Raw genomic sequence first — 20,700 nt, 5'->3', positions numbered from 1 at the left:
CGACGGGGAGCTCAGGTGAGGTCGGCGCGCCCGGCGTCCTTGAGGCCGCTGACGACCTGCTTGACCTGCTGGGCCCGGGCGCGGGTGGTGACCAGCACCGCGTCGGGGGTGTCCACCACGACGATGTCGTCGAGGCCCACGACGGCCACCATCCGGCCGCCGCGCGGGATCACCAGCCCGCTGCTCTCCACCACGTGCACGAGGTCCTCGTCGCCCAGCACCGTGGTGCCGACGGCGTCGTGCTCGCGCGCCTGGTCCAGCAGCGTGGCGAGGGAGTCGAAGTCCCCGATGTCGTCCCAGCCGAACGCGGCCGGCACGGTGGCGACCCGGCCGGCCGCGGCCGCGGGCTCGGCGATGGCGTGGTCGAGGGCGATCTTCGGCAGCGTGGGCCAGATCTCCTCCAGCCGCGACAGGTCCGCAGCGAGCTCGCGCAGCCGGGCCGCGAAGTCGGGGTGCCACTCGGCGAGCAGGTCGAGCAGCACGGTCGGGCGGACCACGAACATGCCGGCATTCCAGCGGTAGCAACCCGTGTCGAGGTAGCCCCGGGCGACCTCCGCGGACGGCTTCTCGACGAACTCGCGCACCGCTGCGGCGCCGGGGTGCGCCTCCAGCGGGTCGCCGACGTGGATGTAGCCGAACGCGGCGGACGGGAAGGTCGGCTCGATCCCCAGGGTGACCAGCCAGCCGGCCCGGGCGACGTCGACGGCGGTGCGCACCGCGTCGGCGAAGACGGCCGGGTCGTCGATGACGTGGTCGGCGGCGAAGGAGCCCATCACCGCGTCGGGGTCGGTGCGCTCGAGGAGCGCCGCGGCCAGGCCGATGGCGGCCATCGAGTCGCGCGCGGAGGGCTCGGCCAGGATCGCCGTCTCGGCCAGGTCGTCGAGCTGCTCGGCCACGGCCTCGCGGTGCGCGGCGCCGGTGACCACCACGAAGCGGTCCTCGGCCAGCGGGACCAGCCGGTCGTGCGTCTCCTGGAGCAGGGTGCGCCCGCTCCCGGTGAGGTCGCGCAGGAACTTGGGCGAGGACTGCCGCGAGAGCGGCCAGAGCCGGGTGCCGGCGCCGCCGGCCGGGATCACGGCCCAGAAGTGGTCGATGGCTGGCATGGGCCCGACCCTATCGACCGCAGTGCCCTGCCCGTCCCTAGTCTCGGGGCATGACGATGACGTTCTCGAGTGTCCTCGGCGGGCTGCTTCGCCACGACGCCGGCCGCCCGCTGGTGACCTTCTACGACCACGCCACCGGGGAGCGGGTGGAGCTCTCCGTCACGACCTACGCCAACTGGGTGGCCAAGGCCGCCTCCCTGCTGGTCGACGAGCACGGCCTGGAGCGCGGCGACCGGCTGCGCATCGACCTGCCGACGCACTGGCTGGGCACCGTCTTCCTCGGCGCCGCATGGAGCGCCGGCCTCACGATCACCGACAGCGAGGACCCCGACGCGGTCGTCACCGGCCCCGACGGCCTGGAGCAGTGGGCGCCGCGCGCTGCGTCGCTGCCCGTGCTGGCCTGCTCGCTGCTGCCCCTCGGCGTACGGTTCCGCGACCCGCTGCCCCCGCACGTCCACGACGTCGGGGTGGAGATCTGGTCCCAGCCGGACTCCTTCATCCCGCTGGACCCCGCGGAGCCGAGCGACGTGGCGACGGCGTACTCGGTCGGCCAGGTCAGCCAGGCCCAGATGTGGAGCACGGCCGCCGCCGGTGCACTCGTCACCGACGGCGGCCGTCTCCTCTCGGAGGCGAACCCGGCTTCCCCACCGGGGATCGCCACCGTCACCGAGCCGTTCGCGAAGAACGGCTCGTTGGTCCTGGTCGCTCACGCCGACCCGGAGCAGCTCGAGGCGACGTACGCCGCCGAGCGTGCCACGGCCCGCTTCCCGCGCATCGAGCACCAGGACTGACCCAGGGCCGGGCGGGCTCAGCCCGCCAGGTCGTAGACCCCCATCCCCTCCCCGAGGAACCGCGGCTTGCCGGTGCCGGACGGGAGCAGGAAGAGGCGTCCGTTCTTCTTCAGCCGGGCGACGGTGTCGGGGGCGCCGACACCGTCGACCTGGCGCTCGGTGAGCACCCAGTCGTAGCCTGCGAGGCTGCTGCGGCGCCCGAGCAGGCTCGCCGGGGCGGGCACGCTGGGACCGAAGCCGGCCAGCCCGCGGCCCGGGTAGACCCGCATCGTGCCGTCCTTGGCCCGGCCGACGAGGTCGGGGAAGCCGTCGCGGTTGACGTCGCCGACCGCGCTCAGCTCGGTGACCCCGCCGAAGGAGGTGGACAGCCGCTTGGTGGCCACCAGGCGGCCGGTGCCGTCGCCGCGGCGCAGGAAGACCTTGCCGGTCCCCCGGGTGCGGGTGATCACGTCGACGTGGCCGTCCTTGTCCCAGTCCCCCACCACGAGCAGCGTGTTGGCGCCGCCGGCGGCCTGGCCGGTGTCGATGGGCCGCTCCAGCTCGACGGTCCCGCCGTGCTGGACCACCACGAGGTCGTCGCCGACGCGGCCGAGGAGGTCCGGTTCGGCGCTGCCCAGGACGTTGCCGCCGCTGGTGAGGCCGCGGATGCCGCGGACCTCGTCGGCCATCCCCAGGCGCGGACCGAAGGTGCCGTCGCCACGGCCCGGGAGCACGAAGCCGCGCCCCTTGCCCGTCGTACGCACGAACAGGTCGCGGTGGCCGTCGCGGTTGTAGTCGCCGAAGCCGGTGATCGTGTCGTAGGCGCCCCAGGCCCCGGCGACCGGGACCCGCTTGGCGAAGCCGCCCGAGGCGGTCCCGCGGTGCAGCCACATCCGCGCGTCGCGGTCGCGGGCGAGCAGGTCGGGGCGGCCGTCGCCGGTGATGTCGCCCGTGCCGACGAGGCGGTCGTACTCGTCCCAGTACCAGCCCTTCGCGACCCGGGCGCCGAAGCCGCCCTTGCCGTTGCCGCGCACGATCGTGACCCGCTTCTCCCCCGGGACGCGCCCGACCAGGTCGTTGCGGCCGTCGTTGTCGAGGTCGCCGACGGCGGTGATCAGGTCGTGGTCGCGGAACAGCGGCCCCCAGCGGACCACCTTGGCGAAGCCGCCCGAGGCGAGGCCGGGACGCACGCCGGCGCGGCCGTCGGCGGCCCGCACCAGCAGGTCCGGGCGCCCGTCGCCGGTGAGGTCGGGCGAGGCCACGACCGCGGTGTAGCGGGCGAAGTTGCGCGTGACCACGCGCGGGGCCAGGAAGCGGGTGAGCCCGCCGGTCGGCACCACGAAGAGGCGGCCGTCGCCGGCGCGGCGCACGACCAGGTCGTCGGCCGCGGTGCCGGCGAGGTTCGCGTCCACGGTCGCCGGGGTGAGCGGCGGCGTGGTCGGCGTGGGGGTCGGGGTGGGCGTGGGGGTCGGGGTCGGCGCGCTCTTCTGGGCGGCGACGGCGGCGGTGCGGATCGCCCCGAGCTTCGCGTAGAGGTAGCGGCCCGGGCAGGCGGTCGAGCCCGCGTCACGGTGCCCGTTGATCGCCGCGAAGGTGCGGCCGTTGACCTGCTGGCGCATCGAGCCGGCGGCGACGCCGTGGAGGCCGAGCTTCCAGCCGAACAGCGAGCCGTAGGCCTGGACCACCGCGGCGCTGGGCTGCGCGGTCTCGAAGTTGCCGATCGCCGACATCGCGAAGGAGGACTCGTTGTAGCCGAGGGTGTGGGCGCCGACGACGGCCTTGGCGACACCGCCCGCGCGGCCCTCCCAGATCCGACCGAAGCGGTCGACGAGGAAGTTGTAGCCCACGTCGGACCAGCCCCGCGACTGGGTGTGGTAGGCGTAGATGCTGCGGATGATCCCGGGCACCTGCTCCTTGGTGTAGCTGTTCGCGTTGACCGTGTGGTGCACGAAGCCCGCGGTGACCTTGCCGTAGCTCAGCGAGCCCTTGTCGCGCAGGCTCTCGTTGGCGCCCCACTGGGCACGCGAGTAGATCGTGGGCCGCGGCGCGCTGATGGACTTCTGGAGCGTGAGCGCGTCGGCGCCCGAGGTCGGGGCCGGCTGCGACGGGGTCTCAGCGGGCTCGGCGTCCTCGGCGGGCGCAGTCGGCTCGGTACCCGCGTCGGCGACCGGGTCGATCGCGGCGCGCTCGGTCCGGGTGGCCGTGGCCTCCCCCGGGTCGACGACCGCGAGGCGCATGTCGGGCGGCAGCTGGCCCGAGGGCGCCACCGCCTGGACCTGGACCTGCTCGACCTCGCCGACGAGCAGCTCGTCGGTGCCGGGGCGCACGCCGGCCGCCTCGGGGCTGCCGGCGTCGGGACCGTGCTCGTCGTGGTACTCCAGCGGGGCCCACTCCGACCACTGCCCGTCCGTGCGGGTGCGGGCCTGGAGCTCGATGTCGGACTCCTCCAGCTCGGCCTCGGCCGACCAGGTGACGCCGACGGCGCCGTACCCCTCGACGTCCTGGGGCGTGCTGGTGAGCACCGCGGCGCCCTCGGGCGTCTCTGCCTCCTCGGCCGCGAGCCGCGGGACTGCGGCACGGCCGTGGACGGCCACGCGCGGCGCGGTCAGCGCGAACTCCTCGACCGTCGCCTCGACCGGCTCGGCCGGGACGAGGGAGGCCTCCGCGGACACCCGGTCGTACGCCGCACCGCCTGCCCCGAGGGACGCGGTGGGGTCGTCGTGGACCACGTCGAGGGACACGACGCGGGCGGCGGGGGTCAGGACGGCGAGCACGGCACCGAGCGCCAACAGCTGCTGGCAGGCGGTGACGTAACGGCTCTTGTTCGAAGGCATGCAGATTGCTCCAGTGCGCGGGGAAGTTCACACGTTGCGCACCAACTTTCACATGCGCCACAGGAGCAACGGAAGGGTTCGTGAGTAACTACAACGTTGTAATTTCCACTCGCCACGCCGACGAGCATAAACTTTATGGGAATTCGCGTGAGGAACGTCTCCGACACGCGCAGACGCCCCGGCCGGAGCCGGGGCGTCTGCGGTGGTGCTGGGTAGCGATGGGCCTTCGCGGCCGCGAGATCAGTCGCGGAAGGTGTCCTCGAGGCCCTCGAAGGTCTGCTTCCAGGTCTCCGGGGAGGTCAGCTCGGGCATCGCCTCGCGGTAGCGCTCGGCGAGGGCCGGCCACTCCTGGCGCAGCCGGGCGTGCAGCTTGGCCGAGCGCACCATCTGGCTGCGGAACTCGGCGGGCTGGCGCCGGTACCAGGCCGCGGTCATGCCGTCCGCGGACGACACGATCGCGGAGTCGAGCTGGGCCAGGCGCCACCAGCGCTGGTCCACGTGCGGGATGATCGTCTCCGGGTGCTCGTGGGCGAGCTCGCGCACCGGGCGGACCTGGCGCAGCAGGCCCACCGCCGCGGTCTTCACCTTGCCGACCGTGGTGGTCGGCGAGACGACCGCGCGACCGCGCCGCGGGGGCTTCTTGCGTCGCGGCGCCGGGAACTCGTCGAGACCCGGCTTGGCCACGCCGTCGCCGTAGCGCGCGCGGATCTCGCGGATCTCCTTGACCCGGTAGGTCATGTCGCGGTGCATCCGCTCCGGGCCGGCCAGGACGTCCTCGAGCGCCAGCAGGATGGTCTCGCCGGTGCCGTACTGCATCGAGACCATCCGCTTGGCGTGGTTCTCGAAGCTCTCCATCACCAGGCGGCCGCCGCGCTCGTACGGCGAGTGCAGCAGGCCGGACACGAGGCGGTTGCGCTCGTGGAAGTAGGCCTGCCAGTCGAGGGTGTCGTCCTTCTCGGTCCACGGCACGTGCCAGACCGCGACACCGGGCATGGTGACGGTCGGGAAGCCGGCCGCGCGGGCGCGCACGCCGAACTCGGCGTCGTCCCACTTGATGAACATCGGCATCGAGAGGCCGATCTCCTTGATCACCGAGGTCGGGATCAGGCACATCCACCAGCCGTTGAAGTCCACGTCGACGCGGCGGTGCAGCCACGAGGTGGAGCGCAGCGAGCGCTTGGCGAAGTTGTGGCCGTGCACCGTCGCCGGCGCGGGGCCCCAGAACCACTTCCAGGCCGCGAGGGTCTCACCGTAGGCGTGCATCACCGAGCGGTCGTAGAGGCTGAACATCTGCCCGCCGACGATGGTCGGGGTCTTGTTCAGGTCGGCGAAGGCCACGGCGCGCAGGATGCCCTCGAGCTCGCAGACGACGTCGTCGTCGAGGAGCAGGACGTAGTCGGAGGTGCCGCGCTCGACGCCCTCGTTCATCGCCCGGGAGAAGCCGCCGGAGCCGCCGAGGTTGGCCTGCTCGATGATGCGCAGCTTGGAGCCCAGGGCGGCGGCGGCGCGCTCGAAGTCCTTGTTGTCCTTGACCTGCTGGGTGCCCTGGTCGACGACGATGACCTCGTCGAGGATCTCCAGGACCGCCGGGTCCGTGGAGAGGTTGAGCAGCTGGTCGACGCAGAACTGCGGGCGGTTGAACGTCGTGATGCCGATGGTGAGGCGGCCCGGCGTGGTCCGCTCGGTCTCGAAGCCCCAGTCGGCGCTCTCGAGCACCAGCTCCTCGTCACCGGCCTCGAGGTCGAACCAGTACCAGCCGCCGTCGATGAACGGCTTGAGCTCGAGGTCCGCGACCACGGTCTCCGTCACGTCGGTGTCGACGTTGATGGAGCGGGCGCGCAGCACGTGGCCCTTGGAGGTCGAGCGGTAGACCACGATCGAGCCGCGTCCGCGCACGCGCATCGTGAGACGCACCGACTCGAAGTCGGTCCAGCGGCGCCAGTAGCTGGCGGGGAACGCGTTGAAGTAGGTGCCGAAGGTGAGCCGCTTGGCGGGCTCGGCGACGGCGTGGCCCACCGCGTTGACCCGGCCGAAGCCGGTCATGCCGCGGTCGGCCTCGTAGGACTCGGCGGACTCGTCGTCGTCCCCTTCGTGGTCCTTGCCCGACTGGCGGGTCTCGGACTCCCCGCCGCCGAAGCCGGACACACCACCGAGGTAGAGGGCCTGGACGTCGAGCTCCTGGTCCGGTCGCATGAGCACGCGTTGGACGATGCGGAAGCCGTCCTGCCCGGTGCGCGCCTCGTGGTCTGCGGGGGCGTTGGTCACGCTGTGTTCCTTTGCCTTGCACGGGTCTGGATGGACCGCCCCACGGTAGCAGCGGCGACGGCGCGACCGGCATCCCGCGCGGTCCCACGTCCCGTGGATGTGGGGACCCTCTCCGAGCGCTGCTGATAATCTCCGGGCCATGCGGTTCCGGCTGGGTTGGTACAGGTCGACGCCCTCGCGGCCCCGCATCTACCTCCACGTCGGGACGATGAAGACGGGGACGACGTTCCTGCAGAGCATCCTCGAGGCCAACCGCGAGCAGCTCGCGGAGGCCGGGTGGCTCTTCCCCGGCGAGCGCTGGATCGACCAGGACCGCGCCGTGGCCTCGATCCTGGAGGCGCACCGCACGCGGCGTCCCGACGCCGCGCCGGTCGAGGTCGACCCCTCCCCCTGGTACGCGATGGCCGAGGAGATGACCTCGCACCGCGGCCGCGGCTCGATCCTGTCGATGGAGTTCCTCAGCTATGCCGAGCCGGCCCAGGCCGAGGCGATCATGTCCTCGCTCGGCGACGCGGAGGTGCACGTGGTCATCGCGGTCCGCGACGCCCGCTCGGGCATCCCGACGCAGTGGCAGACCAGCGCGCGGGCCGGCAGCACGGTTCCGTGGCGCAACTTCGTGCTGGCCGTCGAGAACGCCCTCGACCCGGAGGCCGAGGCCGAGACCCCGGCCCAGCGGCTGTTCCAGCGCACCCAGGGCGTCCCGCGGATGCTGGAGGTCTGGGGCGACCTGGTCGGCCCCCGTAACCTGCACGTGATCACCATGCCGCCCAAGGGTTCGGACCCGATGCTGCTGTGGAAGCGCTTCGCGAAGGTGGTCGGCATCGACCACCGGGTGCCCAAGCTGCCGCCACACACGGTGAACCCCTCGCTGGGGCACGCCTCCGCGGAGCTGCTGCGGCTGCTCAACATCGAGCTCGGCCCGCTGGACCGCGCGACGTACGACGGGGTGGTGAAGTCCCAGCTCGGGCGCCGCACCCTCGGCCCGCGCGCCGCGGTGGAGCGCAAGATCGTGCTGAACCAGCGCGGGCTCGCCCTGGCCGCCCGGTGGAACCAGCGGGTGCGCGACGCGATCGGCGAGAGCGGCGCACGGATCGTCGGGCGCCCCGGCGACCTCCCGGTCGACCCGCCGGGGCCGGACGCCCCCGTCGCGCTCGCCCACCCCGAGCGCGCCGAGATGCTCGACGCCGCCGCGACCGCCCGCGACGGGCTGCTGGACCTGCAGGAGCGCTGGAGCGCCGAGATCGCCACGCCGCCCGGCACCGAGGTCGTCGAGGACGACCACTTCTGCGGCGCCCCCGTCACCAGCCCGGAGCGTTGGGCGGAGGAGGAGCGGCCGGTGCTGGCCGCGGTATCCGAGCTCGCCGACCTGGTCCGCGAGTGCATCGCACTGCGCGAGACGCTCATGGCCAAGCGGCACGCCGAGGCCGCGGCGGCAGCCGAGGCCGCCGGCACGGCGCCCGCGGTCGCCGGTACCCCGTCGGCCGGGCCGGCCGGGCTCGCCGAGCAGGGCGAGCAGGCCTGAGCGCTCAGGCCAGGCGCGCGGCGTACTCCTCGATGGAGGCGCGCAGCGGTGCGGGCTCGAGTGCGAGGTGCTCGAGGATCGTGTAGCGGTCCGGGCGGGTGCGCGGCGCGTGCTCGACGGCGCGGGCGAACTGCTCGGTGCTCAGTCCGACGTCGGCCGGTGTGCGCGGCAGCCCGTGGCGCGCCAGGCACGCGGCGAGCCGGTCGAAGAGGGTCTGGTCGCCGCGCAGGTGGGTGGCGAACAGGGCGCCGAGGCCGGCGAGCTCGCCGTGGTCGGCGGTGCCGGGGTAGAGCTCGTCGACGGCGTGGATGATCTCGTGGCACGCTCCGCTGCACGGGCGTGAGGTGCCGGCGACCGACATCGCCATGCCGGAGAGCACCAGCGCCTCGGCGAGCACCTCGAGGAACTCGTCGCTCTCGATGCCGTCGGGGTGGTGCAGGAGCGCCTCGGCGGCGGAGCGGGCGAAGGCGACCGAGAGGCCGTCCATGTGCTCGCCGCGCTGGACGCTGGCCAGCTGCCAGTCCGCGATCGCGGAGAGGTTGCTGAGCGCGTCGCCGATGCCGGCGCGCACCAGGCGCGGCGGGGCGGCGCGGACGTAGTCCAGGTCGACGACGACGCCCAGCGGCATCGCGACGCCGTAGGAGCCCTTGCCGTGCGGGTGCTCCAGGGAGGCCACCGGGGAGCAGATCCCGTCGTGGGCCAGGTTGGTCGCGACCGCGACCATCGGCACCGCGGCGCGGGTCGCGGCGTACTTCGCCACGTCCAGGGTGCGCCCGCCGCCGATGCCGACCACGGCGTCGTAGCCGCGGGCGCCCAGCGCCTCCTGCAGCAGCCCGGCCGAGGCCAGGCTCGCGTCGGGCACGGTGAACAGGGTGGCGTCGGGCAGTCCCGGTGCGACCCGGGCCCAGATCGCCTCGCCCTGGGAGGCACCCACGACCACCAGCACGCTGCCCCCGTTGGAGATGCGTCGCTCCTCCAGCAGGGTCGCGAGGTTGTCGACCGCGCCGCGACGCACCTCCACGAACAGCGGGCTGGCGAGCATCCGGGCTAGTAGCGGCACGCGATCTCCCGCGCCCGGGCGAGGTCGGCGGCGTTGTCGACCTCGACCCACTGGGTCCCGGCGGGGATCGCCACCGTGGCCACCTTGTCGCCGCGGTCGACCATCTCCTGGTAGCCGTCCTCGTAGTAGAGGTCCGGGTCGCGCTCGAAGGTCGCCTGGAGCGCGTCGGCGAGCCGCGGCACCGCGGAGCCCTCGATCAGGCTGGCGCCGATGTACTCGCCGTACGCCGTGGCGGGGTCCATCAGCTTGGTGATGCGGGTGACGTTGCCGGAGGCGTCCACCTGGACCTTCATCTCCTCCTCGGCGAGCACCTTCTCGGTGTCCAGCGCGAGCAGGACCTCGGGACCGCGGGCCTCGAGCATCGCCTGCTCGACCGAGACCGGGTGCACGGTGTCGCCGTTGACCATCAGCACGCCGTCGCTCATGTGCTCGCGCGCGACCCACATGGAGTAGGCGTTGTTCCAGATCTCGGCCTTGTCGTTGTGCACCAGCGTCAGGCGCACGCCGTACTTCTTCTCCAGCGCCACGCGCCGGGCCTCGACGGCCTCGGCGAAGTAGCCGACGACGACCACCACGTCACGCAGGTCGACCGCGGCGAGGTTGCGCAGCGAGATGTCGAGGATCGTGGTGTCCCCGTCGACCGGGACGAGCGCCTTCGGCAGCGCGTCCGTGTGCGGTCGCAGGCGACGGCCCCAACCGGCCGCCAGCACCATTCCGATCATGGGGTTCCCTTCGTGCTCGGGTCGCACCCGGACGGGCGGACCGGCCAAGGCTAGCGTCGCGGCGGGCGCCGCCGTGGCTCGGGACGCCCGCGGGTCCCGTGTAACCTGACGGCCCAGGCAGACCGGAAGGCGAGACCCCGATGAACGCTCCGCACCACCCCTCGACCGACCAGGCCGATCGCCCGGCCCCGTTGGCCCGGGTGCGCGAGGCCCTCACCCGCGGGCGCGCCATCGCCGAGCTGAACGCGCGCATCGACGCGCTCGAGGCCGAGGTCCAGGAGACCCGCAGGCTGCACCGCCGGGTCGCCGAGCTCACCGATATCGTCGAGGAGCTGCTGGTGCCCGTGGCCCAGCGCGACGAGGCGAAGCTGCGCGAGACCCTGGAGAAGTACTCCGCGTCCTGGTGACTCCTCTCTGCTCCGCGACGAACCACGCGACGATCCAGTAGGAGGACGTGCACATGGCACGCCGGGTGTTCTTCCACGTCGGCGTCCCCAAGTCGGGGACGACGTTCTTGCAGACGACGATGTGGAACAACCGTGAGCAGCTGCGCTCCCAGGGGTTCCTCTACCCCGGACGCCGGCGCATGGACCACTACCACGCCTCGCAGGTGGTCCGTGGGGCCTCGCCGACCGCGCTCGGCGCGAACGGCCAGAGCTGGGACCGCATCGTGCGCAAGCTGGCCGACTGGCAGGGCGACGGCGTCGTCAGCCACGAGTTCTTCTCGATGGCGACCGCCCGGCAGGCGCGTGCCGCCGTCGAGGCCCTCGCCCCGGCCGAGGTGCACGTCGTCCTGACCGCGCGCGACTACGTGCGCCAGTTCCCCGCCGTGTGGCAGGAGGCGCTGAAGATGGACTCCACCGACTCCCTCGACGAGTTCATGCGCCGTGCCTTCGCCCGCGACCTGCCCGGCGCGTGGAGCTGGAACAGCCAGGACGTCCCCGCCATCCTGCGCGCCTGGTCGCGCGCGGTGCCCGTCGAGCGGGTCCACGTGGTGACCGTGCCCCCGGCCGGCGCGCCGCGCGGTCTGCTGTGGCAGCGCTGGTGCGAGGTCACCGGCATCGACGACCGCGGCTTCGACCTCGAGCAGGTCTTCGACAACCAGTCCCTCGGCGCCGTGCAGGCGGCCCTGCTGCACCGGCTCAAGCCGCACCTCACCGGCCCGCTCCAGGAACGCCCGGTCCAGCACCGCTGGGTGCGCCAGTACTTCGGCCACGAGGTCCTCGGCCCGCAGCGCGGCGAGCGCTTCGGGCTGCGCGAGGAGGACGCCGAACGGCTGCGCCGCCGCTCGGTGCGGATGGTCCGCGCGATCCAGGAGGCCGGTTACCCGGTCGTCGGCGACCTCGCCGACCTCGTCCCGCCCGCCGAGCAGCCGGTGCGCCCGCACCCCGACGACGTCACCGACACCGAGATGCTCGACGCCGCGGTGGTTGCCATCGAGCAGATGATCCGCGACGTGCGCGAGCTCACCACCGAGCGCGACGCCCGCGCCCGGCGCACCCCTCGCGCCCGCGCGCGCCGCGTCGTACGCCGTGCGCGCAGGTGGCTGCCCCGCTGACGAGGCAGTGACCCCCGCCACGACCGGCGTACCACCGGCGTGGGACGTCACGGCCCCGCGTCTCCGATCACGGGGCCGGTGGCCGTTACGGTATGCCGGTGAGTGACCGGATCTACCTCCACATCGGCGTGCCGAAGAGCGGCACCTCCTACGTCCAGCGACGCCTGCTGGCCAACAAGGAGCAGCTCGCGCAGGAGGCCGGACTGCTGTTCCCCGGGAAGACCTGGGGCGACCAGGTGCTCGCGGTCCGCGACCTGCGCGGCATCCGCGGCGGACGGGAGCGCCGCGGCGCCTGGAACCGGCTGCGCAAGGAGATGGCGGCCTGGTCGGGCAGCTCGGTCGTCTCCATGGAGTGGCTGTGCGCGGCCGACGAGGAGACCATCGCCCGCATCGTCGCCGACGTCGCCCCGGCGCAGGTCGAGGTGGTCATCACCGCCCGCGACCTCGGCCGCACCGTCGCCGCGGCCTGGCAGGAGTACCTGCAGAACCGCCGCGAGTGGACCTGGGAGGACTTCTTGGCCCAGCTCGGCTCCGAGCAGACCCGCGAGACGGCCGCCGGCAGCCACTTCTGGGCCCAGCAGGACCTCACCGACCTCGTCACCCGCTGGTCCGGCGTGGTCGGGCCCGAGCACACCCACGTGGTCACCCTCCCCCACCCCGGCGCCGACCCCGACGTCCTGTGGCAGCGGATGGCCGAGGTGCTCGGCTTCGACCCCGCACGCTTCGCCGCGCAGGGCGAGCGCGACGCCAACGAGTCGCTCGGGCTGGAGTCGGCCGAGGTGATGCGGCGCGTCAACCCGCTCACCCGCCGCGACGGGCTGGGCTACACCGCCTACCGCTCCGGCTTCAAGCAGGCGCTCGGCAAGGACGTGCTCGCGCACCGACGCAGCCTGGAGTCGCGGGTCGCGGTCCCCGAGGACCAGCAGGGCTGGATCCGCGAGGTCGCCGCGCGCCACATCGCCTCCGTGGCCTCCTCCGGCGTCCACCTCGTCGGCGACCTCACCGACCTCGAGCCGGTGTTCGCCCCGGGCCGCCAGCCCTCGCAGGTCCCGGCCGAGGAGATCCTCGACACCGCCGCCGAGGCGCTCAACGAGGTCTCCCAGCGCTGGCTGGCCACCCGCACCGAGCTGCGCCGCCTCCAGGCGCGCCACGACCGGCTCAGCGCCGACCTCGAGGCGGCCCGCGCCCGCGTCGCCGAGCTCGAGGCGCACCCGGTGCGCTTCGCCGTGGGCCGCCGCACCGACAGGGCCCGCCGGCTCCCCGCGCTGGTGCGCGGCCGGGTCCGCGACGTGGTGCGCCGATGAGCACCGACACCCCGCAGGCCCAGGCCACCGACGCGATGGGCGTCGGCGAGGAGCACCTGCTGCTCCCGGCCGGCCTCGACCCGGCCACGACGTACGACGTGGTCGTCAACGGCGACCACGTCTGGTCCCTCACCCCGGCCCAGGACGCGCGCGGGACCCGCGAGATCGCGTGGCCCCACGCCATCCAGCGCCACCTGGTCGGCCGCGCGGAGGTCGTGCTGCGCGAGCACCTCACCGGAGCCGAGCGCGGCCGTGCGCGCCACGTCTTCGGCGGGCGCGACGACGTCGAGGTGCGGATCGTCGACGCGGACGGCCACGCCCTGATCCTGGACAAGTGGGGCCAGCTGATCCGCCCGCTCTCCGCGGAGTCCGGCTCGGTGATCGACGAGCTGATGGAGCACACCGCCCGGCTGCTCGACGACCTGCGCGAGAAGGCCGGCGTCCCGGCGTTCATCTGCTACGGCACCCTGCTCGGCGCGGTGCGCAACGGCCGGCTGATCGGCCACGACAACGACATCGACGTCGCCTACCTCAGCGAGCACCCCGCCCCGGTCGACGTGGTCCGTGAGGGCTACCGCGTCGAGCGCGCCCTGCGCGCGGCCGGCTGGCTGGTGCGCCGCGGGTCCGGGGTGCGCCTCAACGTGCGGCTGCGCCTCACCGACGGCTCCTCCCGCTTCATCGACGTCTTCACCGCGCACTGGGTCGAGGGCCGCCTCTACATCCCCTCCGACACCGGGTTCCCGATGCCGCGCGAGGCGATCCTGCCTCTCGACAACGTCGAGCTGATGGGCCGCAAGCTGCCCGCGCCGGCCGACCCCGAGCGGCTGCTCGCCGCGACGTACGGCGAGGGGTGGCGGGTGCCCGACCCGTCGTTCCGCTACGAGACGCCGCGGGCGCTGACCCGTCGCCTCGGCGGCTGGTTCGGCGGCCTGGTCAGCCACCGCAAGCACTGGGACTCCTTCGACTCCCAGCAGCGCCACACCGTGCCCAAGCGCCCCTCCGCGTTCGCGCGCTGGGTCTCCAACAAGCACGGCAGCACCCGCCCGATCGTCGACGTCGGCGCCGGCACCGGGCGCGACGCGATCTTCTTCGCCGCCGAGCGCAGCCGCCAGGTCTTCGCCCTCGACTACGTCGTCAGCGCGGTGCGCAGCGGGCAACGGATCGCGCAGAACCGCGACCTGCCGATCCGCTGGGACCTGCTCAACCTCTACGACACCCGCGACGTGCTCGCCTACGGCGCCCGGCTGAGCCGGCTGCCGGTGCCCCCGGACGTCTACGCGCGCTTCCTCCCCCACGACCTCGAGCCGCACGGCCGCGAGAACCTGTGGCGGCTGGCCTCGATGTCGCTGCGCCGCGGCGGCCGGCTGTTCCTGGAGTTCCGCACCCCCGAGGACCGCGAGCGCCCGCACGTGTACGGCGAGCACCACCGCACCTACCTCGAGCCCGCCGACGTGGTGGCCGAGATCGAGGCCGCCGGCGGCACCGTGGTCCACCTGGTCTCGGGGCGCCCCGGGATGGCGAAGATGCGCGAGGAGGACCCGGCCGTGTGCCGCATCGTCGCGCGCTGGAGCGAGCACGACGCCGATGCCGACACCGAGACGCAGGCCGCACCGCAGGCGTCCTCCGCGGACCGGGCCACCGGGGCCGGAGGCTCCGCCGCTACGGTGACGCCGTGAGTCAGAGCAGTGCGGCCGCGCCGCAGGGTGGGCCCGTCTTCCTCCACGTCGGCAGCCCCAAGACCGGCACGACCTTCCTCCAGAACGTCCTGTGGGACCAGCGCGCGCTCGCCGCGGAGCAGGGACTGCTGTTGCCGGGCCGCCGCTTCCACGACCACTACCTCGCCACCCTCGACGTCCGGGACCTCGCGGACGCGCCGACCGCGCCCCCCGAGGCCGCGGGCCGCTGGGCCGCGCTGGTCGCCGAGGCCGAGGGCTGGGGCGGCACCACGCTGATCTCCCACGAGCTGTTCGCCTCTGCGAGCGCCGAGCAGGCCAAGCGCGCCGTCGCGTCGTTCGGGGACCGCGAGGTCCACATCGTGCTCACCGCGCGCGACCTGGTCCGCCAGGTCCCGGCGGAGTGGCAGGAGCACATCAAGCACCGCGCCACGGTGACGATGGAGGGCTTCCTCGCCGACCTGCGCGCCGACCGCGCGCACCGCACCTGGTTCTGGCAGGTCCAGGACTTCGCCGACGTGCTGCGCCGCTGGGGCGCCACGGTCCCCGCCGAGCGCGTCCACGTCGTGACCGTGCCGCCGGCCGGTGCCGACGCCGGCACCCTGTGGACCCGGTTCGCCACGCTGCTCGGGCTCGACCCGGCCGCCTTCGACACCACCGTGTCGCGCTCCAACTCCTCCCTGGGCCTGGAGCAGGCCGAGCTGTTGCGCCGCGTCAACGCCGAGCTCGGCGACCGTGTCCCACTGCCGGGGCCCTACCCGCAGCTGGCGAAGAACGTGCTGGCGCACCGCCTCCTGGCCGGGCGCCCGGGCACCCGCCTGGTCCTCGACGCGGAGGCCGACGCCTTCGCGCGCCAGCGCTCGGTCGAGATCGTGGCCGACCTGCGCACCCTCGGGTACGACGTGGTCGGCGACCTCGACGAGCTCGTCCCGCCGCCGGCCGAGGCCCCCTCATCGGGCCCCACGCCCAGTGACGCCGACCTGGCTGCGGAAGGCGTCGCCGCCATTGCCGGCCTCCTCGACGAGATGGCCCGCCGCCTCGCGGCTCAGCGCCGCGCCGAGGAGGTCGCCCGCACGGCACGCGAGAAGCCGGTCCGCTACATGGTGGTGCAGACGGCGAAGCGCAACCGCGCGGTCGGCGCCGCCCACCGGGCCTACCGCCGGGTGCTGCGCCGCGCCTGAGCCCTGCCGGTGCGGTACCCGTCACCCCTGCGTGGGCCCTCGAAGCGGCGCCCTGAAGTGGGCTCGGCTGTTAGTGTCGATAACGCCCCACAGGCCCGGTCCGACCCGGCGCTCCGTACCGCTGGAACGACACCCTCAGGCCCCTCTCGTGGGGGGCGAGCAAGGAATAACGGTTTCATGAAGCTCTCGTCTCGTCTCGTCTCGGTCCTCACCGCTCTCGTGATGGTCCCGGCACTGCTGGTCGGCACCTCGACCCAGGCCGCCAACGCCGAGGGCTGGCAGCCCAAGGGCGGCGGCGTCTTCAACGACCCGCTCGCCGGCCACGCCGAGAAGTGGCGCATCGTCAACCACGTGGACGCGGCGGTCGCCAACGCGCGCAAGGGATCGCGGATCTACATCTCCACCTACCTGATGGATGCCCGCGACTCCGTCGACCACCTGCTGCGCGCCCACAAGCGCGGGGTGCAGGTGCAGATGGTCCTCGACGGCTTCTACGCCAACAACGCCCAGTCGCGCCGCCTGGCCAACGCCTTCAACAAGGACAACCGGCCCAAGGTGAAGGGCACCTTCAAGGACGGCACGCTGCGCCGCTGGGGCAAGGACCGCAGCTTCGTGAAGTACTGCCAGTCCAGCTGTCGCGGGAAGATCGCGAACAACCACTCCAAGTTCTACGTCTTCACCCACACCGGCGCCGCGAAGAACGTCGTGATGGTCAGCTCCTCCAACCTCAACCGCGGTGGTGCGGAGAAGGGCTGGAACGACCTGGTCACGATCAAGGGGCGTCCCAAGCTGGTCGCCCGCTTCGCGCAGGTGCACGTGGAGATGTCGCGCGACCGCCCGGTGCCCGGCGAGTCCCTGCGCGCCTGGCGGGTGGGCCCGTACTTCGTGCGGTTCTTCCCCAAGCGCAGCAGCGGTGACCCCGTCATCGCCGACCTCAACAAGATCAAGTGCTTCGGCGCGACCGGCGGCGCCGGCCGCAACGGCCGCACCGTCATCAACGTGGCGATGTTCGCCTGGTACAACAAGCGCGGCTTCAACATCGCCCGCAAGCTCGTGCAGCTCGCCGACCGCGGCTGCTACCTGTCGATGGTCTACGGCGCCCCGGGCCCCGAGCTGCGCAAGTTCCTCACCGACGCCACGAAGCGCAACCCGCGCATCAAGCTGTGGGACAGCCGCCTCAACCTCGACGAGGACGAGGAGTACGAGGTCCGCGTGCACAACAAGTTCTACCTGGTGCAGGGCCACTACGGGAAGGACAAGTCGGCGTTCCGGGTCCACACCGGCACCGCCAACTGGTCCGAGGGCACCCTGCACGCCGGCGACGAGAACACCATCAACATCTCCGGCAAGAACGTGTGGCGCCAGTACATGAACAACTGGGACCACATCGTGAAGGCCGGCAGCCGCCGCGTCGGCACCCGGATCCCGGCCAGCAAGCAGATCGGCAGCCGGCTCTACCCGCGCCTCTCCCCCGACATGTCGGTCGGGCGCCCGGCGGTGCCCGAGCAGCAGAAGCAGCAGGAGCAGGTCGACTGACCGTTCCCCGTCGTGCTCCGGGCCCGTGGTCTTCCACGGGCCCGGAGTCATTTCCGGGGCCTGTCGAGCTCCGGATGCTGGCCGGCATGAGCGAGGCAGAGCAGGCGGAGGACGCCGACGGCGCCTGGCCCGCCCCGCCGTACGTCGCCACGAGCGCCGACTCGGCACACCACGAGGGCCGACTCGCCGCGCCACAAGAGCCGACTCGGCGAAGGGAGGGGTGGGGCTGGGCCTAGATGTCGGCGCCCATCTCGTCCTCGAGCTCGGAGTCGGCCGGGTCCTCGCCGGAGGCGTCGTCGTACTTGAGGTAGCGGATGCCGGCCGCGACGTCGCCGTCGAAGCCGACCTTGCCGTTCTCGAGCACGAGCACCCGGTCGCACATCCGGCGCACCGAGGCGGCGGAGTGGCTGACGTAGAAGAGGGTGCGGCCGCTGTCGCGGATCTCCTGCATCTTCTCCAGGCACTTCTGGCGGAAGGGCTTGTCGCCCACCGCGAGGACCTCGTCGGCCAGGAAGATGTCGGAGTCGACGTGGATCGCGATCGCGAAGCCGAGCCGGGCGAACATGCCCGAGGAGTAGTTGCCGACCGGCGAGTCGAGGAACTTGCCGAGGTCGGCGAAGTCGACGATCGAGTCGAGCTTGCGCTCGGTCTCGGCCTTGCTCATGCCCAGGATCGCGGCGTTGAGGTAGAGGTTCTCGCGGCCGGTGAGCTGGGGGTGGAAACCGGCACCGGTGGCGATCAGCCCGGAGATCCGTCCGCGGGTCAGCATCTTGCCCTGGTCGGGGCGCATGATGCCGTTGACCAGCTTGAGCAGCGTCGACTTGCCGGAGCCGTTGAGCCCCATCAGGCCGATCGACTCGCCCTGCTCGACGGTGAAGGAGACGTTGTCGAGCGCGTTGAACGACTCGCTCAACGGCTGGCGGCGAGCCGCCGCGATGGTGATCTCCTTGATGCTGCGGTGGTAGCGGATGGTGAACTTCTTGGTGACGTTCTCCGCGACGATGGAGGCGGTCATCAGAGGCGCTCCGGAATCTTGTTCTCGAGCCGGGTGAAGGCGCGCTGGGCGAACACGAGGAAGACCAGGGCCACCGCGACGTGGGCGAAGCCGATCAGGAACAGGTCCTTCGGGAAGTGCTCGACCAGCGTGGCGTCCACGTCCTTCGTGGTCCCGGCCCAGAAGCCGCGCTGGAACAGCAGCACGGCCTCGGCCATCGGGTTGAACAGGTAGAACTGGGCGTACTCGCCGAAGCGCTCCGAGACCATGGAGTAGGGGTAGATCATCGGCACGCTGAACGTCGTGAACTGCGTCAGCGTCTGCACGACGTTGCTGAAGTCGCGGAAGAACACGTTGGCCGCGCTGAACAGCAGCGCCAGCCCGGTCCCCCAGATCGCCACCAGCGTGAAGCCCAGCAGCACGGCGGCGACGCCCACGGGGTCGGGGCGCCAGCCCAGGCCGACGCAGAAGCAGACGAGCAGCACCATGCCGGGGATGACGTGGTAGGCCGAGGTCAGCATCGAGGCCACGGGGAACATCTCCCGTGGCACGGCCATCTTTCTGACCAGTGCCTTGTTGCGCACGATCGAGTGCGTGCCCGCGCCGAAGGTCTCGGTGAAGTAGTGCACGATCACCAAGCCCGCGAACAGGTGGATCGCGAAGTTCTCGATCCCCTTGTCCAGGATGACGCTGATGACGAAGTAGTACATCGCCAGCCGGGTGGCCGGCTGGATGTAGGACCAGAACAGGCCGAGGAACGAGCCCTGGTAGCGCGCGCTGATCTCGCGGCGCACCAGCAGGCTCAGCAGGTAGCGGCGTCGGAACACCTCGAGCAGGCCGCTGTTGGCCGAGGGAGGCGCCAGTGGCGCGTCGACGAACCGCGGCTCGCGCTGCTTCACACGCTCCTGGCGCCGGGACTCGCGTCGGTCCCGGCGTCGCTCGGCGCGCTCGGTGTCACTCATCAACTCCGCCACTGCTCAAGGGTGCACCCTCCACGAAGTGCGGGCGCAGGCGGTTGTCGAACATCGAGAGCGCCGACCCGATCGCCATGTGCATGTCGAGGTACTTGTAGGTCCCCAGGCGGCCGCCGAACAGCACCATCGGCTCCTTCTTGGCCAGCTCGCGGTACTTCAGCAGCTTCTCGCGGTCCGCGGCGGTGTTCACCGGGTAGTACGGCTCGTCGCCCTCCTCGGCGAAGCGGCTGTACTCGTGGACCACGATCGTCTTGCCGGGCAGGTAGGTGCGCTCGGGGTGCAGGTGCTTGAACTCCAGCACCCGGGTCCACGGGACCTCCTGGTCGTTGGCGTTGACCACGCCGGTGCCCTGGTAGTCGTCGACGTCGACGGTCTCGGCCTCGAGGTCGATGGTGCGCCAGGAGAGGCGGCCCTCGCAGTTGTCGAAGTACTCGTCGACCGGGCCGGTGTAGACGATCGGGACCTTGCCCTTGTACTCCTCGGCCACGTCGAAGAAGTCGGTGTCGAGGCGGACCTCGATGTTGGGGTGGTCGGCCATCCGCTCCAGCCACGCGGTGTAGCCGTCGACCGGCAGGCCCTCGAAGTCGTCGTTGAAGTAGCGGTTGTCGAAGGTGTAGCGCACCGGGAGGCGGGTGATGATGTCCGCGCTCAGCTCGGTGGGGTCGGTCTGCCACTGCTTCGCGGTGTAGCCCTTGACGAACGCCTCGTAGAGCGGGCGCCCGATCAGGCTGATCGCCTTCTCCTCGAGGTTCTTCGCGTCCTCGGTGGCGATCTCGCTGGCCTGCTCGGCGATCAGCGCACGCGCCTCGTCGGGCGTGTGGGACTTGCCGAAGAACTGGTTGATGAGCGCGAGGTTCATCGGGAAGGAGTAGACCTGCCCCTGGAACTTCGCGAACACCCGGTGCTGGTAGTTGGTGAAGTCGGTGAACCGGTTCACGTACTCCCACACCCGCTTGTTCGAGGTGTGGAACAGGTGGGTGCCGTACTTGTGCACCTCGATCCCGGTCTCCTCGTCGAACTCGCTGTAGGCGTTGCCACCGATGTGGTGACGGCGCTCGAGGACGAGGACCTTCAAGTCGAGCTCGGTGGCACAGCGCTCGGCGATGGTGAGGCCGAAGAAGCCGGAGCCGACGACGACGAGGTCGGGGGTGACGGACAAGGTGCTGCTCCTGGAACGGGAAGGATCAGGGCGGGACGAACTGGG

Annotated in this window: 16 protein-coding genes; 8 read left to right on the top strand and 8 right to left on the bottom strand. The window is 72.2% G+C overall.

Annotation, left to right across the window (positions count from 1 at the left end):
• Window positions 1-11 precede the first annotated feature (11 nt).
• Entirely contained in the window at window positions 12-1,103 is a 1,092-nt protein-coding gene (locus HOQ23_RS03880; RefSeq protein ID WP_172212014.1) for a mannose-1-phosphate guanylyltransferase, read from the bottom strand.
• A 50-nt stretch (window positions 1,104-1,153) separates the two neighbouring features.
• Here HOQ23_RS03880 and HOQ23_RS03875 point away from each other — a divergent pair, with 50 nt between their 5' ends.
• Entirely contained in the window at window positions 1,154-1,894 is a 741-nt protein-coding gene (locus tag HOQ23_RS03875; RefSeq protein ID WP_172212012.1) for a TIGR03089 family protein, read from the top strand.
• A 17-nt stretch (window positions 1,895-1,911) separates the two neighbouring features.
• Here the strand turns inward: HOQ23_RS03875 and HOQ23_RS03870 are convergent, their stop codons facing one another.
• Both HOQ23_RS03870 and HOQ23_RS03865 read right to left on the bottom strand, forming a co-directional pair.
• A complete protein-coding gene (locus HOQ23_RS03870; RefSeq protein WP_172212010.1) occupies window positions 1,912-4,707 on the bottom strand; it encodes an FG-GAP-like repeat-containing protein in 2,796 nt (931 codons plus the stop codon).
• A gap of 240 nt (window positions 4,708-4,947) precedes the next feature.
• Window positions 4,948-6,972 (bottom strand): glycosyltransferase, encoded by a 2,025-nt coding sequence (locus HOQ23_RS03865; RefSeq protein WP_367650358.1) that lies wholly within the window; start codon window positions 6,970-6,972, stop codon window positions 4,948-4,950.
• Window positions 6,973-7,180: 208 nt separating this feature from the next.
• Between HOQ23_RS03865 and HOQ23_RS03860 the strand changes: the two genes are divergently transcribed.
• Window positions 7,181-8,494 carry a hypothetical protein gene (locus HOQ23_RS03860; protein ID WP_172212008.1) on the top strand — a complete coding sequence of 438 codons (1,314 nt, stop codon included), beginning with the start codon at window positions 7,181-7,183 and terminating at the stop codon, window positions 8,492-8,494.
• Window positions 8,495-8,498: 4 nt separating this feature from the next.
• Here HOQ23_RS03860 and HOQ23_RS03855 read toward each other — a convergent pair whose 3' ends face one another.
• Entirely contained in the window at window positions 8,499-9,554 is a 1,056-nt protein-coding gene (locus HOQ23_RS03855) for an iron-containing alcohol dehydrogenase family protein (protein ID WP_172212007.1), read from the bottom strand.
• Window positions 9,542-10,276 carry a sugar phosphate nucleotidyltransferase gene (locus HOQ23_RS03850; RefSeq protein WP_172212006.1) on the bottom strand — a complete coding sequence of 245 codons (735 nt, stop codon included), beginning with the start codon at window positions 10,274-10,276 and terminating at the stop codon, window positions 9,542-9,544. Before HOQ23_RS03850 ends, HOQ23_RS03855 begins: the two co-directional genes overlap by 13 nt.
• 140 nt (window positions 10,277-10,416) lie before the next feature.
• Here HOQ23_RS03850 and HOQ23_RS03845 point away from each other — a divergent pair, with 140 nt between their 5' ends.
• From HOQ23_RS03845 to HOQ23_RS03820, 6 genes are all read left to right on the top strand, one after another.
• Window positions 10,417-10,683, top strand: a complete 267-nt coding sequence (locus tag HOQ23_RS03845) for a DUF6752 domain-containing protein (RefSeq protein WP_253945135.1) — start codon at window positions 10,417-10,419, stop codon at window positions 10,681-10,683.
• A gap of 53 nt (window positions 10,684-10,736) precedes the next feature.
• A complete protein-coding gene (locus tag HOQ23_RS03840; RefSeq protein ID WP_172212005.1) occupies window positions 10,737-11,834 on the top strand; it encodes a hypothetical protein in 1,098 nt (365 codons plus the stop codon).
• A gap of 98 nt (window positions 11,835-11,932) precedes the next feature.
• Window positions 11,933-13,138, top strand: coding sequence for a hypothetical protein (locus tag HOQ23_RS03835; RefSeq protein ID WP_172212004.1), 1,206 nt, complete (start codon window positions 11,933-11,935; stop codon window positions 13,136-13,138).
• On the top strand, window positions 13,135-14,814 hold the full coding sequence (locus tag HOQ23_RS03830) for a class I SAM-dependent methyltransferase (RefSeq protein WP_172212003.1): 1,680 nt from the start codon (window positions 13,135-13,137) through the stop codon (window positions 14,812-14,814). The genes HOQ23_RS03835 and HOQ23_RS03830 overlap by 4 nt, the downstream gene beginning before the upstream one ends.
• On the top strand, window positions 14,811-15,992 hold the full coding sequence (locus HOQ23_RS03825; protein ID WP_172212002.1) for a hypothetical protein: 1,182 nt from the start codon (window positions 14,811-14,813) through the stop codon (window positions 15,990-15,992). The genes HOQ23_RS03830 and HOQ23_RS03825 overlap by 4 nt, the downstream gene beginning before the upstream one ends.
• 177 nt (window positions 15,993-16,169) lie before the next feature.
• Window positions 16,170-17,528: a phospholipase D-like domain-containing protein gene (locus HOQ23_RS03820; protein WP_172212001.1), complete on the top strand. Its 1,359-nt coding sequence runs from the start codon at window positions 16,170-16,172 to the stop codon at window positions 17,526-17,528.
• Window positions 17,529-17,760: 232 nt separating this feature from the next.
• Here HOQ23_RS03820 and HOQ23_RS03815 read toward each other — a convergent pair whose 3' ends face one another.
• Genes HOQ23_RS03815 through glf form a run of 3 tightly spaced genes read right to left on the bottom strand, consistent with a single transcriptional unit; the run spans window position 17,761 to window position 20,655 of the window.
• Entirely contained in the window at window positions 17,761-18,543 is a 783-nt protein-coding gene (locus HOQ23_RS03815) for an ABC transporter ATP-binding protein (protein ID WP_172212000.1), read from the bottom strand.
• Window positions 18,543-19,484 carry an ABC transporter permease gene (locus HOQ23_RS03810; protein ID WP_172211997.1) on the bottom strand — a complete coding sequence of 314 codons (942 nt, stop codon included), beginning with the start codon at window positions 19,482-19,484 and terminating at the stop codon, window positions 18,543-18,545. The genes HOQ23_RS03815 and HOQ23_RS03810 overlap by 1 nt, the downstream gene beginning before the upstream one ends.
• Window positions 19,477-20,655 carry a UDP-galactopyranose mutase gene (gene glf / locus HOQ23_RS03805; RefSeq protein WP_172211995.1) on the bottom strand — a complete coding sequence of 393 codons (1,179 nt, stop codon included), beginning with the start codon at window positions 20,653-20,655 and terminating at the stop codon, window positions 19,477-19,479. The genes HOQ23_RS03810 and glf overlap by 8 nt, the downstream gene beginning before the upstream one ends.
• Window positions 20,656-20,700 lie beyond the last annotated feature (45 nt).

Source organism: Nocardioides sp. zg-DK7169, from assembly GCF_013155365.1.
In the GTDB taxonomy this organism is placed as follows: Bacteria; Actinomycetota; Actinomycetes; order Propionibacteriales; family Nocardioidaceae; genus Nocardioides.
Note: the sequence above shows the minus strand (reverse complement) of the source record. Positions and strands in the feature narration are given on the sequence as shown.